The sequence below is a fragment of the Microbacterium sp. NPDC012755 genome, assembly GCF_042901325.1.
Taxonomy (GTDB): domain Bacteria; phylum Actinomycetota; class Actinomycetes; order Actinomycetales; family Microbacteriaceae; genus Microbacterium; species Microbacterium natoriense.
In genome coordinates, this window is record NZ_JBIBCT010000001.1 from 1620220 (window position 1) to 1636365 (window position 16146).

Consider the following 16146-nt stretch of genomic DNA (forward strand, 5'->3'; position numbering starts at 1 on the left):
CGCTGGCTTCGGCCCGCGGGGCGTCTCTCCGTCTCAGGAGAACAAACGCCGATCCTCTGCGCCGATGCATCCCGCGTCACAATCCTTCACTTCTGAAGTTTTCTGTGCATTCGCTGGACATTCTGAGAGTTGTACCGGAATACTGGCATGGCATGCGCTCTGTCGACTCGATGTCGATACCTGGGGAGGGCCTTGTGACGCGAACGAAGTTCTGCATCACACGGGAGAGGCGAATGAAGAACATTGAGGGGAAGACCCTGCGCAGACGCAGGGCAATCGGAGGGGGCATCGCCGCGGCAACCGCGGGCGCTGTCATCCTCACCAGCGCGCTGGTGCCCATGGGCGCCACCGCCGCACCGAGCGATGATTCCGAGGCACTCGGCCAGATCATCCGCACCGAGCTGCTCGGCGGAGACATCCTCGATGTCTCGCAGGCCGTCAGCGGGAACCCGAGCGACATCGGGCCGGAGATCACTCCGCTCAACGTCACTCTGCTCCAGGGGTTGACCGTCGATCTCGGCGGCGGCCTCCAGCTTCCGCTGATCTCGGGTCCGGGTGGCGCAGGCCTCCTCGACCTCGGTCAGCTCGGCGTGCTCAACTCCTTCGCAGGGTCGCCCACGGCGAACACCTCGACGGCCAGCGCCGGTGCGATCAGCCAGGACGGCACGATCGCCACCGACATCAACAACCCCGGCGCCTACGGCAACGCGAAGCTCAACCTGACCGACGTGCTCGACCAGCTCGGTGTCGCGGGGATCACCGACCAGGTCGTCGACAACCTCGGCATCGAGCTCGGCGCGATCGCGTCGACCGCGACCGCCACGGGCACCGCGTCGGACGTGACCTTCGCTTCGGAGTACACGGTCGCGGACCTGGAGCTCAACGTCTCCAGCCCGCTCGTCGGCACCGTAGCGACCTCGCTCGGCGGCGTCCTCGGCGGCGTCGGCGACACGCTGGACGCGGCCGTCGGCACCGGCGGTGTCCTCGACTCCGTGGTCAGCGCCGTCAACCTCAACCTCGGTGTTCCGGCCGTCCTGCAGGTGCAGATCGGCGGTGGAACGATCGCGATCGACGGGCTCGACGCGGCGATCACCGCCGCGACGAACACCCTGATCAACGAGCCGCTGGCCGACCCCAACGGAATCGTCTCGATCAACCTCGCGAACGGCCTCGTCTCGGTCGACCTCGCGAAGATCGTCAACGGGCCTGCGGCGACCGACCTCAACGGTCTCGACCCGAACACGCTCGTCCTCGACGACACCACGATCACGGCGATCACCTCCGCGGTCACCGCGGCCCTCGGGACGCTGACCACCAAGGTCACGACGGTCGTCACCGACCTGATCAACAACCTGAGCCTCCACATCGAGCTCGGCGCGCACGTCACCGCGCTCCTGCTGAACGCCGATGTCGACATCACCGTCGACGTGAAGCTCGGTCAGCTCACGGGCGCGATTCCCGGGAGCCCGGTCGTCGGCGTCGACGGAGATCTGCTGGGCATTCCGCTCGGCGGCGTTCTCTCGCTCGTCACGACGCCGGTGATCAACCTGCTCACGACCACGCTCGCGCCGGTCATCAGCACGCTGCTCACCACGGTCACCAGCGGTCTCGCCCCGGCCCTCGACGGCATCCTCAACCCGGTCGTCGCCGCGCTGAGCCCGCTGTTCGACGCGCTGAACGAGGTCGTCGAGATCACGATCAACGAGCAGGAGGAGCCGGGAGTCCTCGGCGCCGAATCGTTCACGGTCAACGCCATCAGCTTCGAGCTCCTTCCAGGGCTGGGTGCGCTGAACCTCGACCTCGCCTCCTCCACGGTGCGCGCGGCCGAGATCGCGGCGGTCGACCCGACGGTCGATGCGCAGGATCCGGTTCAGGCCGGAAGCAACCTGCCAGTGGTCGGTGCGAACTGGGTTCCCGGATCCACGGTGACCCTCACGCTGCGCAACGCCTCGAACGACACGATCGGCACGCCCGTGACGTTCACGGTCGAGGCCGACGGCAGCTTCCCGGCGAACACGGTCTACGCGATCCCCGCGGGTACCGCCGTCGGAACCGGCTACGTGCTGACCGCGGCTGACGACGAGGACCCGCAGAACGTCGCGACCGACACGGTCTCGATCACCGCGGGCGGGGGTGGAGACGTGAACACCAACGCGGCGGCTTCGGCATCCGCGTCGGCAGACGCGACCGCGAGCGGCGACCCGGCAGCCCAGGCTGCGGCACAGGCTGCGGCTCTCGCCAACGCGACGTCCCAGGCTTCGGCTGCCGCGACGGCCGACGCTGAGGCAGCAGCCGAGGCTGCGGCCACGGTGACCGCCTCTTCCGAGGCCTCGACAACGGCTGACGCGGACGTCAACGCTTCGGCAGCGGTCGCGGCTCAGGCGGCGGCTCAGGCTGATGCGTCGGATGACGTGAACGCTGCGGCTTCCACCGCTGCAGAGGCGAACTCCTCCACCTCGTCCGAGGCTGCCGCTACAACCACGTCATCGGCGGAGGCATCGGCCGAGGCGTCGGCAAACCTGAATGCGACGGCATCGGCTACTGCATCGGCGAACGCCGACGCATCGACCGCGGCCGTCGCCGAAGCCGCGGCTCAGGCCGCTGCTTACTCCGATGTCGACTCGGATGCCTCGGCGGCCGCCGACATCGACGCCAGCGCGGCAGCGGATTCTGCGGCCACGACGACCTCGTCGACGGCGGCCACGGCCGATGCCACCTCGGCGGCCAACGCCGGCGCGGCGATCGCTGCTCAGGCTGCTGCACTGGCTGACGCCACGTCGAACGCAGCGGCCGCGGCTACGGCCACGTCCGACGCGAGCACGTCGGCAGCATCGAACGCCTCGGCGGCGGCGATTGCCACGGCGTCGACCACGGCATCGGCTGACGCGGTGACTGAGGCTACGGCTACGGCGAACGCGGATGCGACGGCGACCTCTTCGGCGCAGGTGAACACCAACGCCTCGGCTTCCGCCGCGGCGTCGGCTCAGGCGGATGCTGACAACAACGCAGTGGCAGTCGCCGCCGCGCAGGCTGCAGCTCTCGCGGACGCGACGAGCAAGGCGTCGGCAGCGGCAGATGTCTCCGCGAACTCCGCTGCCTCGGTAGCGGCCACCGCGACGGCAACTGCATCCGCGGATGCGTCCACGTCTGCGACGACCGAGGCGGATGCTGCAGCGGCAGCGTCGGCTCAGGCGGCTGCGCAGACCGACGCGACGTCGATCAGCGCAGCGAACACGGACGCGTCGGCGACCGCCGACCCGAACGCCGCAGCTGCGGTCGCAGCGAACGCCACCTCGTCGAACAACGCCTCGTCGACGGCCGCGGCTGACGCGACGTCGTCGGCGAGCGCAGAGGCCACCGCCACCACCACGGCAACCGCCTCGACGAACGCGAACGCCTCGGCGGCCGCGAACCCGCAGGGCAAGCTCGGCATCACGATCAAGTCGCCGGTCCTGGAGCGCAGCCAGCAGCAGACCGCTGTCGGCACGGGCTTCAAGCCGGGCGAGGTCGTCACCGGCGTGATGAACTCCGACCCGCTGGCGCTGGGCACCCAGGTGGCCAACGCTCAGGGCACGGTCACGTTCACGTGGGCGATCCCGGCCGGCACCGACCTCGGCACGCACACCGTCACGCTCACCGGCCCCGAGTCGGGTAGCGTCGCGGGTACGTTCAAGGTCGTGGCCACCGGCCTCGCCGCCACCGGCGGCACGGCGCCCAACGGCTGGATCGTTCTCGGAGCCCTGCTCCTGATGTTCGGTCTGGGCACGGCGCTGGTCGCACGCAAGCGCGCGACGGCCGCAGCAGAGTAAGACAGAAACGCTGTCACAGGTCGGGGTCGCCCTCATCGGGCGGCCCCGGCCTTCAGTGATGAGAAGGACTCTTATGAGCACGAAGACCGATCAGGCTCCGAGCGACACGGAGGCGGATGCCGTCGCTGTCGCGACCAGACCACGACCGACCTGGTGGGTGAAGCTCATCGCGTTCGTCGCGTGCCTGCTCACCCTGTGGCACGTGTTCGCGTCGTTCCTGTGGATCGCGCCGTACTCGGCGCTGCGCGAGATCCCCACGCAGGACGTGCTCGCCAGCTACATGCTGCCGATGTTCGGCCAGTCGTGGAGCGTCTTCGCCCCCGAGCCGATCAACGGGGACTACCACTTCAACGTCCGCGCCGTCATCGAGAAGGACGGCGAGGAGGTCGAGACCGGCTGGGTCAGCGCGACCGACGTCGAGCTCTCGATGATCCGCTACAACCTCTTCCCGCCGCGCGCCGGGATCCAGTCCAGCGAGGTCGCGAGCGGGCAGATGAACGCGTACAACGACCTCAGCGAGCAGCAGCAGGCCGTCGCCGCCCTCGACTTCGCGAAGGACGGCTGGGAGGACTGGATGGTCGGCTCGTTCGACAAGCTCGAGGGCGACGACAAGCCCTCAACGGTCGAGTACATGAAGGCCGAGCACCTGGCCACCGCCTACGCCACGCAGGTCGCCTACGCGATCTGGGGTGCGGATGCCGTCGTCAAGGTGCAGTACCGGGTGAGCCGACAGAACGTGGTCCCCTACGCCGAGCGCAACAACCCGAACGCCCAGCGTCCCGATCCGACGTTCTCCACGACCGGGTGGCGCGCGCCGATCGAGGAAGAGGGACAGAACCGCGGCAACTTCGCCGACGTCTTCCGTGCACAGTTCGAGAGGACCCAGCAGTGAGCGTCGACACCCGGCCGCCGAAGGCGCCCAAGACCGTGAAGAAGACGGATGCTCCGGCATCCGCCCCCGAGGCGCCGCAGGCGTCCTTCCCCGCGCGCCTGCTCACCTTCATCGCGTCGATGATCTCGGGATTCTGGGCGATGCTGCTGTCGGCCGTCGACAAGATCTCCGCGTTCGTCTCGGACTGGCTGTTCAACGGCAAGAAAGCCCTCTACGGGCTCGCGGTCACCCGCATCCTCTTCGGCGTCACGGCCCTCGGCCTGCTCGCCTCGAACTTCGGCACCCGCCTGTACACCTTCGGCTCGGGTTCCGCGTGGAACGGCGAGCTCGCTCAGCCGGTCAGCGACTTCCCGAAGATCTGGATCTTCAGCGCGTTCCACGCGGCGATGGGCAACGATCTCGCCTACACGGCGCTGTACCTGCTGCTCGCCGCGCTGGCCGTGCTGTTCGTGCTCGGCTGGCGGTTCCGCATCGTGCTGCCGGTCTTCTTCTGCCTGTGGGTGGGCTTCATCGAGGCCAACGACATGGTCGGCGATCAGGGCGACAACATGTTCCGCATCGCGCTGCTGCTGCTGTTCTTCGCCGACCCCGCCGCCCGCTGGTCGCTCGACGCCCGCCGCCGTGCGAAGAGCGGCGACTGGTTCGCCGCCGGAAGCCAGCCCGCGCTGCTCGGCACGGTCTTCCACAACCTCGCGCTGGTGGCGCTCACCGCTCAGGTCTGCTTCGTCTATGCATCCGGCGCGCTGTTCAAGGCCGGGGGTGCGCCGTGGGAGCAGGGGTACGCGGTCTACAACCCGCTGCACACCATGCGCTTCGGCACCTGGCCGGTGCTCAGCGAACTCGTCACGACCTGGGGTCCCATGGTCGTGGCGTTCAGCTGGGGATCCATCCTGCTGCAGGTGGCGTTCCCACTCGCGCTGCTCACGCGTCCGACGCGGCTCATCGCGCTGGTCGGCATCCTGTCCTTCCACATCGGCATCGCCGTGCTGATGGGGCTGCCGTGGTTCTCGCTGACGATGATCGCGATCGACTCGATCTTCATCCGCGACCGCACCTGGGAGCGTCTGAGCACGGGCGTGCGCCGACGCTGGAACGCGGCCAAGACGGCGCCTCCGCCTCCCGCATCCTCTCTGGCCTGACCCGGACTGTGCCGAGGGCACAACGCGACCGGGGGATGCCGCGGCATTCGATTGTGTGAATGTCACACGTGAGTTCTCTCGATGTTGTGGCAGACCTACCATTGACGTACCCCACGTCTTGAGAGGAACGCCATGGTCGACGTCGCCACCGTGCCCGAAGTGAAGAACCCGCAGCCCGATGTGGAGCAGATCACCGAGCTCCTGATGGGCACCTGGGCCGACATCCGTCGCCAGGCCCGCGAGATGATCAAGGACCCCGCCTTCTGGCGCAAGGACGACCTCGGCAAGGACGAGCACCGCGAGCGCGTGCTCAGCCAGCTGCACCTGCTCGTCGAGAACAAGGCCGTGCACCGCGCGTTCCCGAAGCGCCTCGGCGGCGAGGAGAACAACGGCGCCAACATCGCCGGCTTCGAGGAGCTCGTCGTCGCCGACCCCAGCCTCCAGATCAAGTCGGGCGTGCAGTGGGGCCTGTTCGGTTCGGCCGTGCTGCAGCTCGGCACCGCCGAGCACCACGACAAGTGGCTGCCCGGCATCATGAGCCTCGAGATCCCCGGCGCATTCGCGATGACGGAGATCGGCCACGGGTCCGACGTCGCCTCGGTCGGCACCACCGCGACCTACGACCCGGAGACGGAGGAGTTCGTCATCCACACGCCGTTCCGTGCGGCGACCAAGGAGTACCTGGGCAACGCCGCCCTGCACGGCGTCGCGGCCACGGTCTTCGCGCAGCTCATCACGAACGGCGTCAACCACGGCGTCCACTGCTTCTACGTGCCGCTGCGCGGGGAGGACGGCGTCGACCTGCCGGGCATCGGCCGCGAGGACGACGGACTCAAGGGCGGGCTCAACGGCATCGACAACGGCCGCCTCAGCTTCGACCACGTGCGCGTCCCCCGCACGAACCTGCTGAACCGCTACGGCGACGTCGCGGCCGACGGCACCTACTCCAGCGCGATCGACAGCCCCGGCCGCCGCTTCTTCACGATGCTCGGCACGCTGGTGCAGGGGCGCGTCTCCCTCGACGGCGCCGCATCCTGGGCATCCGCTCTCGGGCTCAAGATCGCGATCACCTACGCCACCGAGCGCCGCCAGTTCGGCGGGGCCGACGGGCAGGAGGTCGTGCTGCTCGACTACGGCAAGCACCAGCGCCGTCTGCTGCCGCGCCTCGCGACGACCTACGCCCAGATCTTCGCGCACGACGAGTTCCTGCAGAAGTTCGACGGCGTCTTCTCCGGACGCACCGACACCCCCGACGACCGCGAAGACCTCGAGACGCTGGCGGCGGCCCTCAAGCCGCTGTCGACGTGGCACGCGCTCGACACTCTGCAGGAGGCTCGTGAGGCGTGCGGCGGAGCGGGATTCATGTTCGAGAACCGCCTCGTCGGGCTCCGCGCCGACCTCGACATCTACGTCACCTTCGAGGGCGACAACAACATCCTGCTGCAGCTGGTCGGCAAGCGTCTGCTCACCGACTACGCGAAGCAGTTCAAGGGCAAGGACGCCGCGGCCCTCGCGAAGTTCGCCGTCGGCCAGACCGCGGGCAAGGTGTTCCACGGTGCGGGTCTCCGTCAGCTCGGTCAGGCCGTCGCTGACCTGGGCTCGACGGCCCGCTCGGTGGAGAAGGGCCTGCGGGAGGAGCAGCAGCACGAGCTGCTCGCCGACCGCGTGCAGCAGATGGTCGCCGACATCGCCGGGCGCCTGCGCGCGGCGGGCAAGGACAAGGAGCTCGGAGCACGGCTCTTCAACGAGAACCAGGCCGAGCTCATCGAAGCCGCTCGTGCGCACGGCGAGCTGCTGCAGTGGGAGGCGTTCACCGACGGGGTGAACCGCGCGACGGATGCCGGCACCAAGAAGGTCCTCACCTGGCTGCGTGACCTCTTCGGCCTGCAGCTCATCGAGAAGCACCTCGCCTGGTACCTCATCAACGGCCGCCTCTCGACGCAGCGCGCCGCCGCGGTGTCGAGCTACATCGACCGCCTGTGCGCGCGCCTGCGTCCGTATGCGCTCGACCTCGTCGACGCGTTCGGCTACGAGCAGGAGCACCTGCGCGCCCCCATCGCGAGCGGGGCCGAGAAGGCCCGCCAGGACGAGGCCCGTGCGTACTACGCCGACCTCGCGGCATCCGGCAACGCCCCGATCCAGGAGAAGGCGCTGAAGAAGCAGCGCTGAGCTGCGTCGCCTCGGTCGAAACGCGTTAGTCGGCGCCTCGCGTCGGAATCCTGTGTGGGTTCCGGCGGGAGGCGCCGATTTCGGTGCTGGCCGGAGAGGTGAGCCTCACACCTGAGTCGGCGGGTGTCCCTGAGCCGGAGGGTAGGGCTGTCCAGGCTGGTGGGACTGTCCCTGCTGGTACGGCTGGTACGGATGTCCTGGATCGTGAGGCTGCCCCTGCTGGTAAGGCGGCGCGGGCGGGTAGGGCTGCCCCGGAGCGTAGGGCTGAGGGGCGGCCGCGGGTCCGGGTGCCGGATAGTTCAGGGGATAGCCGTCCGCACCGAGCGGGGCGACGTAGGTCCCCGGCAGGATGCGGTTCTGCGCGCGTGCCCTCAGCAGCACGGCCGTGAACAGCGCATAGGCCAGCGCTGCCGCGACCCCGGCGCCCATCACCAGCAGCGGCGGGACGGAGCGGCTCATCTCCCTCGAGAGGGTGAAGAGCACGTCCTGGAATCCGCTCCCCGGTGAGAGCGAGAGCGGCGTGAGCACGAGCAGCACCACAGCGGGGAGCAGCAGGGCGAACGGCGACCACCGGGTCGTCATCACCCCCGCGACGACCAGCACGGCGCCGCTGAGGACCGCCGCGATCGCATCGAACGACACGTCGAAGCGGTACTGCTGGAGCGCGACGAGCATCCCCCTGCTGATGCCGAACGCGAGCAGTCCGATCCCGACGGTGAGCAGCACGGGTGCCGCGACGAGTCCGACGATGTTCATCGCCATCCGGGGTCGGGCGGGCGAGCGCCGCGCGAGGAGCAGCACGAGACCCATCGCGCCGAACGCGAGGAACAGGGCGAGCGGGATTCCGTAGACGATGCCGTCGACCCACTCCTGCGGCAGCGGTGCCTGATACATCGAGAGCAGCAGAGAGGGGAAGATCGCGAAGACGAGACTCGCGAGCGCCAGGATGCCGACGGTGAGCAGCCCCGCCGAGCTCCAGAACCCTGTCGCCACGACCGCCAGCAGCAGGAGGATGCCGACGGCCTGCAGCAGCACGGGGCCGAGGAGTCGGCTCGTATCGAAGCCCCCGAACGCGGTGAAGGTGTAGTACCACGCACGCCCTCCGGCGCTGAGGAGCCCGGCGCCGATCGGGGCGACGACGACCGCGAACAGTGCGGTGATGATCCGGGCAGGCATGGATGATCTGCGCATGAGACGTCCCTCCAGAGTCGTACCGGCCACGGTACCGGTCCGACGGGCGCCCTGCACGGCGATCGTCCGGCAGGGCGCGGAACGCGGGAGAATGGCGGGGTACGCCATACAGAGGAGCGCCCATGACCCGCGTCACCGCCTACGCCGCCCCCAGCGAAGCAGCCCCGCTCGAGAGGACCACGATCGAACGGCGGGATCTCGGCCCGCGCGACATCCTGATCGACATCGCCTTCGCGGGCATCTGCCACTCCGACATCCACACCGTGCGCGGCGACTGGGGTCCGCAGCACTACCCGCTCGCTCCTGGTCACGAGATCGCCGGCACCGTCGCCGCGGTCGGGGAGAGCGTCACGACGCACGCGATCGGCGATCGCGTCGGCGTCGGATGCCTCGTCGACTCGTGCGGAGAGTGCCCCGCCTGCTGCCGCGGCGAGGAGCAGTTCTGCCGAGAGGGCGCCGTCTTCACCTACGGCAGCACCGACCGCGACGGCACCATCACCCAGGGCGGGTACTCGCAGCAGGTCGTCGTGACCGAGGGCTTCGCCGTGCGCATTCCCGACGCGATCCCGCTCGACAGGGCCGCCCCGCTGCTCTGCGCCGGCATCACCACGTACTCCCCGCTGCGGCGCTGGGGTGTGGGGCCAGGCACCCGCGTCGCCGTCGTCGGCATGGGCGGGCTCGGCCACATGGGCGTGCAGCTCGCGCATGCGCTCGGCGCGGAGGTGACGGTGCTGTCGCAGACCCTGAGCAAGAAGGACGACGGCATCCGGCTCGGAGCAGACCACTACTACGCGACCGCCGACCCCGCGACCTTCAAGGAGCTGCGCGGGTCGTTCGACGTCATCCTCAACACCGTCAGCGCGGTGATCGACCTGCGCGCGTACCTCGGGCTGCTCGCGGTCGGCGGGGCGATGGTGTGCGTCGGGGCGCCGGGCGAACCGCTCGGGCTGCCGATCGGCTCGCTCATCGGCGGCAACAAGACCCTCGCCGGGTCGAACATCGGCGGCATCGCCCAGACGCAGGAGATGCTCGACTTCTGCGCCGAGCACGGCATCGCCGCCGAGATCGAGGTGATCCCGGCATCCGAGATCAACACCGCCTACGAGCGCGTGCTCGCCTCCGACGTGCGGTACCGGTTCGTCATCGACGCCTCCACCTTCGCCTGATCGACGGAGGGGAGCAGCGGACGACGCCTCTCCCCTCCGTCGACGGTCAGCCGACCAGGATGCCGGCTCCGGTCATCCGCGCGATCAGGTGCGGAGCGAGCGGGGCATCGGTTCCGAGCACCACGCGAACCGTCGCCCCCGGCTGATCCACCGATCCTCGTCGCTGCCCGCGCAGGTCGCAGATGGTCTGCCCGCGCGCCGGACCCGCCGTGGTGTCGACCACGACGCTCACCGCCGGGGCGACGGTCGCGGCGATCCCGCCGACCGCGATCGCCGCGGCGAGGGGATCGTGCAGTGCGCTGCTGCGCTCGCCGTAGGTCTCGACGTAGAAATCGAAGTAGAAGTCGAGCATCTCGCCGACCGTGCGGGCGAGGGGCACGTCCGAGGCGAGCAGCGCGGCGCGGTCGTCCTCGTCGAAGACGTTCTCCATCGTCACGTCCAGGGGCACGAGGGTCACCGGCCAGCCCGCGGAGAGGGTCGCAGAGGCGGCCTCCGGGTCGTTGCCGATGTTGGCCTCCGCCACCGGGGTGATGTTGCCCGGCACGAGGGCTGCGCCGCCCATGACCGTGACGCCCGCCACGCGAGAGGGCAGGGTCGGGTCAAGAGCGAGCGCGGTGGCGAGGTTGGTGAGCGGTCCGACCGCGATCACCTCGAGGTCTCCGGCGTGCTCGTGGGAGAGCCGGATCAGCATGCGCGCGGCATCCTCGTCCTCGGGCGTCCGTGCGGCGGGCGGGAGGACGACCTCGCCGATGCCGTTGTCGCCGTGCACGTGCGGAGCGCCGCCGTCGTACGGGTGGGTGAGGAAGTCATGCGCGCCGACGGCCACGGGCACGTCGGTGCGACCGGCGACGGCGAGCAGGCCGAGGGTGTTCACCGCGGCCTGCGCCGAGCTGGTGTTGCCGCTGACGGTGCCGACGCCGACGAGCGCGATCTCCGGTGAGGAGAGCAGGTAGGCGAGGGCGAGGGAGTCGTCGATGCCGGTGTCGCAGTCGAAGTAGACGGGACGGGCGGTGGCGTGTGTCATGGAGTGCTCCGGTGGTCGGGAGGGCGGCCGCGGCCGCGGCCGCCCGAGGGGTCAGGAGGCGTCGACGGGGACGCGCGGGCGGATGAGGAAGCTGGTGATGAGGGCCAGGGCGGTGATGCCGACGGAGATCCACAGCGCCGTGACGTAGCCCCCGGGGGTGCCCTGCGCGGCGAAGGGGGCGACGATGCCGATGCCGAGACCGGCGCCGATGCCGAAGGCGCTGCCGTTCAGGCCGGGGAGCGCCGCCGGCGCCTCCGCGGGCGACTGCACGACGCCCAGGCCGTTGATCGTGGTCAGCACGATGCCGTTGTACGTGATGCCGAGGAGCGCGATCATGGCGAACACCACCCAGAAGCTCTGGGGGAGCAGGGCGATGACGACCAGCAGGACGAGACAGGCGATCATGCCCACGCGCAGGACGGGGATCCATCCGCGGCGCCCGGCGAGCCAGCCCGACATCGGCGCGGCGAAGACGCCGATCAGCGCGGGCGGGGCGAGGAAGAGCAGAGCCGCGGTGGCGGCATCGAGGCCGAATCCATGGGTGCCGTCCTGGCTGAGCAGCACCACGGTGAAGTTGATGACGGCGAAGACGCTCGACAGGGTCAGCACGGTCGTCGCGAGCACCGGCCACACCTGGCGGGAGCGCAGGTGCTCGACGGCGATCAGCGGGGTCGCGCGCCTCTTCTCGACCACCCAGAACGCCACGAGGGAGGCGACGGCGCCCGCCAGGAACAGGAGGGTGACCGGGGCCAGCCACCCCGCGCTCGGTCCGGAGGACACGAAGTACGTCACGCAGATCAGCGCGATCGACAGTACGGCAGCTCCCCACCAGTCCATCTTCCCGGTCGAGGCGCTGACCTGCGTGGCCGGGATCACCCTGGCCACGCAGACGATCGCGATGAGGCCGACGATGAAGATGACGACGAAGATCGAGCGGAAGCCGAAGGCCTCGCTCAGCAGGCCGCCGATGTAGCCGTCGACGCCGCCGACCCCGCCGTTGACGGCGGTGATGATGCCGAGGGTCGTGCCGAAGACCTTGGCGCTCAGCGATTCGCTGAGGATCACGTAGGCGAGCTGGAACGCGGCACTCGATGCGCCTTGGAGGACGCGTCCGATGAGCAGCACGGTGAGGTTCGGCGCGAAGATGCACAGGAGCGTGCCGAGGGACAGGATGCCGAGCACGATGAACAGGGCGCGCTTGCGCCCGATGAAGTCGCTCCAGCGCCCGAGGACGACGCCGCCGACGGCGCCGGCGACGAAGAACAGGGAGGACACCTGCGACACGCGTCCGATGTCCTCGCCCAGCTGTGCGGCGATGTCGGGCAGGGCGGGCGTGATCATGCTCGCGTTCAGCTGATACGAGAGCACGCCGAGGATCAGGGTGGCGACCAGCCCGACGGCGCGCGCACCGCGGACGGGCTCGCGGACGGGTGCGCCGGGGGAGGCGGTGGGGGCGTGGGTGTGCACGGAGACTCCTTCGTCATGGGTGCCGTCGGGTGCGGCTTGTATGATGTTATACCTCTCCGGTCTAACATGGTCAACACGAGGTGTCCCGTGCTTGAATACGGAGGACGCTCGCGCCGGAGCGGCGACGGAAGGAACGACAGGATGACGAACGGGATCGAGCAGTTCCTCGGACGGAGTCTGACGAGCACCGTCGGGCAGCCGCTGCGCGTCGCGGTGTACTCGCGCATCGCCGACGGCATCCGCTCCGGCATCTTCGAGCTCGGCTCCGCCCTGCCGCGGGAGACCGAGCTGGGCGTCGCGCTGGGCGTCAGCCGCACCGTGGTCCGCGAGGCGCTGATGCTCCTCGAAGAGGACGGGCTCATCATCACGCGCCGGGGCATCGGCCGATTCGTCGCCGACGACCTGCCGCGCGTGGGGCTCGAGGAGCTGCGGCCGCTGGAGCAGGCGCTCTCCGACGGCGACGACGACGTGGTCGTGCGCATGCTCAGCTTCGACCTGCAGTCCACCACCGACTTCACCTCCAGCAAGCTCGCGCTCGACCCCGCCGCGAACACGTGGTTCCGCGAGGCCGTCGTCGAGCGGCGCGGCGAGCCGGTCGCGATCCTGCAGGAGCACCTGCCCGCCGGCCGCTACCTCAGCGACATCAGCCGGCCGATCGCCGACGCACTGGAGGAGGCGGCGACCTCTCCGTCGAGCATCCTGGCAGCGCTGCGCGAGCGGACCGACGTCGTCTTCGACTCCGCGGTCTGCGAGATCACCGTCAACGTGGTCGGCGCATCGCGCGGGTCGCTGCTCGGCCTCGGCGCCGCCGAGCCCGTGCTCATCCTCACCCAGACCGTCACCACGGGTGGAGCCCCCGTGTACCTCGCCAAGTGCATCGTCTCCTCCCGAGTCGGTCATCTCTCCGTCGTCCAGACCACGTCCTGATTGCGAGTCCCCGTGCAGAGTCCCCTTCCCCTCACCGTCGTCGGAAGCATCAACGTCGACCTCACCGCACGCGCAGAGCGTCTTCCGCAGGCGGGTGAGACCGTGGGCGGAGGCCGCCTGGTCCGCGAAGCCGGAGGCAAGGGCGCCAACCAGGCCGCCGCGGCCGCGCGGCTGGGCGCCGCGGTGCGCATGATCGGCGCCGTCGGCCCCGACGCCGACGGAGCGTGGATGCGCGCCGAGCTCGATGCCGCCGGCGTCGACACCTCCGGTCTGCAGGCGGGCGCGGAGCCGACCGGTGTCGCCCTCATCGTCGTCGACCGCGAGGGGGAGAACCAGATCGCCGTGTGCGAAGGCGCCAACGGGGAGGTCTCCCTCGACGGCGTCGAGTTCGCCGAGGGCGAGGCCGTGCTCGCGCAGCTGGAGATCTCCATGGACCTCGTGGTCGAGCTGGCCGCGAGGGCGCGCGGATACCTCGCGGTGAACGCGGCGCCGGCCCGCGAGCTGCCGGACGCGGTGCTGCGGCGTGCGGACCTCATCATCGTCAACGAGACGGAGTACGCCCTCATCCCCGCCCTCCGCACGGCCGCTCGGGTCGCCGTCACCTACGGCGGCGACGGGGCGAAGCTGTTCGAGGGCGGTGTCGAAGTCGCCGCGGCCCCTGCCGTGAAGACGACGGTGGAGAACACGGTCGGCGCGGGTGATGCGTTCTGCGCCGCGCTGACGATCGGCCTCGCCTCCGGGGCATCCGCTGCCGAAGCGCTCTCCGTGGCGTGCGCCGTCGGAGCAGCCGCGGTGGCCGATCCGCGGTCGCAGCCCCTCCTCGACCCCTACGACGCCTACCTCGCGCGCTGAGAGACGGCGGTGTCCGTCGCCGCGGATAGCCTGGGAGCATGACCTCCCTCATCGCAGGACCCGACGCACTCGACCGCTGCGCCTGGGTCGGTGACGACGCCGAATACCGCCGGTATCACGACGAGGAGTGGGGCACCCCGCTCCGCGGAGACAGGGCGCTCTTCGAGAAGATGGCGCTGGAGGGCTTCCAGGCTGGTCTGTCGTGGATCACGATCCTGCGCAAGCGTCCGAGGTTCCGCGAGGTGTTCGCCGGTTTCGAGCCCGAGGCCGTCGCCGAGTTCGATGAGGGAGACGTCGAGCGTCTGATGGCGGATGCCGGCATCGTCCGCAACCGGGCGAAGATCGAGGCCACGATCGGCAACGCGCGGCTCGTGCGGGATATGGCCGATGGTGAGCTCGACGCCCTGATGTGGTCGTTCGCACCTCCGGCCTCCGGCATCCGTCCGCGCAGCATGGCCGACGTCGCCGCCGTGACCGCCGAGTCGACCGCGATGAGCAAGGAGCTGCGGCGACGAGGATTCCGCTTCGTGGGGCCGACGACGATGTACGCGCTGATGCAGTCCGCGGGCATGGTCGACGACCACATGGAGGGATGCTGGCGCGCCTGATGCCGTAGGGCGTGCGGACGTTTCGTCTCGCTGCGCCCGCTCGACGCCGGCACCGCCCCCGCAGGGGTGACGCTCAGCGCCGACCGGTCTCCCTCGTGAGGGCGGAGCGGGAGTCCGACGTGTTCTCGACGGCGAAGGTCGCCATCGTCGGCAGGTAGCGGTCGTCGGCGGTCTCGACGAGCGCTCCGTCCTCGGCCCAGGCCATGCGGCGCACGCGCAGGAGAGGGCTGCCGAGCGGAACGGCGAGGACCTCTGCGTCGAGCGGATCGGCGGCGACCGCGTCGAAGAGATGGCGGGCGCGCGTGGGGGCGAGGCCGTGCGCCGTCATGGTCTGGTAGATGCTCCCGGTGTCGAGATCCGCAGCGAGCAGCACCCGGCCCACGTCGAGGGGGAAGGCGGAGCGCTCGAGCATGGCGGGGGCGTCGTCGAGCAGACGGAGGCGCACGATCTCGACGACCGGATCCCCCTGTCCGATGCCGAGCCCGGCGGCGACGTCGTCCGACGCCGGCCGGCGAGCGGCTTCGATCACGCGCTGACCCGGAACGCTGCCGATGCTCAGCGCCCATTCGGTGAACGAGATGAACGTCTGGAAGGGCTGCGTCGGGACCATCCTCTTGACCCGCGGGGGAGCGCCGCGGCCGCCGTCGACCGCTCCCTGCGCGCGCAGGGTCGCGAGCGCCTGTCTGATCGGCCCCCTCGACGTGCCGAATTCGGCGATGAGCGACTGCTCGCTGGGGACGCGCTCTCCCTCGGGCCATTCGCCGGAGCGGATGCGCGACAGCATCCGCTCGTAGAGCTGTTCGTGCAGCGGTGCGCTCACGTGTCGGCCCTCCTTGTCGCTACTTCTTCGGGACAGGATCCCGCTCTCTGACGAGTCTGATGCCTGTCGGTGAACATTCGGG

General features: G+C 69.9%; 12 protein-coding genes. 8 read left to right on the forward strand and 4 right to left on the reverse strand.

Annotated elements, in window-relative coordinates:
- Positions 1-233 precede the first annotated feature (233 nt).
- The 4 genes from ACFY5A_RS07555 (at position 234) to ACFY5A_RS07570 (ending at position 8009) form a co-directional block, all read left to right on the forward strand.
- Complete coding sequence (locus ACFY5A_RS07555; RefSeq protein WP_387232837.1) at positions 234-3809, forward strand: choice-of-anchor G family protein; 3576 nt, start codon at positions 234-236, stop codon at positions 3807-3809.
- Between the two features lie 73 nt (positions 3810-3882).
- Positions 3883-4701, forward strand: coding sequence for a DUF5819 family protein (locus tag ACFY5A_RS07560; protein ID WP_387232840.1), 819 nt, complete (start codon positions 3883-3885; stop codon positions 4699-4701).
- On the forward strand, positions 4698-5840 hold the full coding sequence (locus ACFY5A_RS07565) for an HTTM domain-containing protein (RefSeq protein ID WP_387232843.1): 1143 nt from the start codon (positions 4698-4700) through the stop codon (positions 5838-5840). Before ACFY5A_RS07560 ends, ACFY5A_RS07565 begins: the two co-directional genes overlap by 4 nt.
- Positions 5841-5972: 132 nt before the next feature.
- Positions 5973-8009, forward strand: coding sequence for an acyl-CoA dehydrogenase (locus tag ACFY5A_RS07570; protein WP_387232846.1), 2037 nt, complete (start codon positions 5973-5975; stop codon positions 8007-8009).
- Positions 8010-8114: 105 nt separating this feature from the next.
- Here the strand turns inward: ACFY5A_RS07570 and ACFY5A_RS07575 are convergent, their stop codons facing one another.
- Positions 8115-9200 carry a hypothetical protein gene (locus tag ACFY5A_RS07575; RefSeq protein WP_387232848.1) on the reverse strand — a complete coding sequence of 362 codons (1086 nt, stop codon included), beginning with the start codon at positions 9198-9200 and terminating at the stop codon, positions 8115-8117.
- A gap of 122 nt (positions 9201-9322) precedes the next feature.
- Here ACFY5A_RS07575 and ACFY5A_RS07580 point away from each other — a divergent pair, with 122 nt between their 5' ends.
- Complete coding sequence (locus ACFY5A_RS07580; RefSeq protein ID WP_387232851.1) at positions 9323-10366, forward strand: NAD(P)-dependent alcohol dehydrogenase; 1044 nt, start codon at positions 9323-9325, stop codon at positions 10364-10366.
- A 46-nt stretch (positions 10367-10412) separates the two neighbouring features.
- Here ACFY5A_RS07580 and ACFY5A_RS07585 read toward each other — a convergent pair whose 3' ends face one another.
- Together ACFY5A_RS07585 and ACFY5A_RS07590 are read right to left on the reverse strand one after the other, a co-directional pair.
- A complete protein-coding gene (locus tag ACFY5A_RS07585) occupies positions 10413-11390 on the reverse strand; it encodes a nucleoside hydrolase (RefSeq protein WP_387232854.1) in 978 nt (325 codons plus the stop codon).
- Positions 11391-11441: 51 nt separating this feature from the next.
- Positions 11442-12857, reverse strand: a complete 1416-nt coding sequence (locus ACFY5A_RS07590) for an MFS transporter (RefSeq protein WP_341940455.1) — start codon at positions 12855-12857, stop codon at positions 11442-11444.
- 141 nt (positions 12858-12998) lie between these two features.
- Between ACFY5A_RS07590 and ACFY5A_RS07595 the strand changes: the two genes are divergently transcribed.
- Genes ACFY5A_RS07595 through ACFY5A_RS07605 form a run of 3 tightly spaced genes read left to right on the forward strand, consistent with a single transcriptional unit; the run spans position 12999 to position 15244 of the window.
- Positions 12999-13784, forward strand: a complete 786-nt coding sequence (locus ACFY5A_RS07595) for a GntR family transcriptional regulator (RefSeq protein ID WP_105673847.1) — start codon at positions 12999-13001, stop codon at positions 13782-13784.
- Positions 13785-13796: 12 nt separating this feature from the next.
- Positions 13797-14636 (forward strand): PfkB family carbohydrate kinase, encoded by an 840-nt coding sequence (locus ACFY5A_RS07600; RefSeq protein WP_387232860.1) that lies wholly within the window; start codon positions 13797-13799, stop codon positions 14634-14636.
- 38 nt (positions 14637-14674) lie between these two features.
- On the forward strand, positions 14675-15244 hold the full coding sequence (locus tag ACFY5A_RS07605) for a DNA-3-methyladenine glycosylase I (protein WP_387232863.1): 570 nt from the start codon (positions 14675-14677) through the stop codon (positions 15242-15244).
- 73 nt (positions 15245-15317) lie between these two features.
- Here the strand turns inward: ACFY5A_RS07605 and ACFY5A_RS07610 are convergent, their stop codons facing one another.
- Positions 15318-16064 carry a GntR family transcriptional regulator gene (locus ACFY5A_RS07610; RefSeq protein ID WP_387232866.1) on the reverse strand — a complete coding sequence of 249 codons (747 nt, stop codon included), beginning with the start codon at positions 16062-16064 and terminating at the stop codon, positions 15318-15320.
- Positions 16065-16146: the final 82 nt, after the last annotated feature.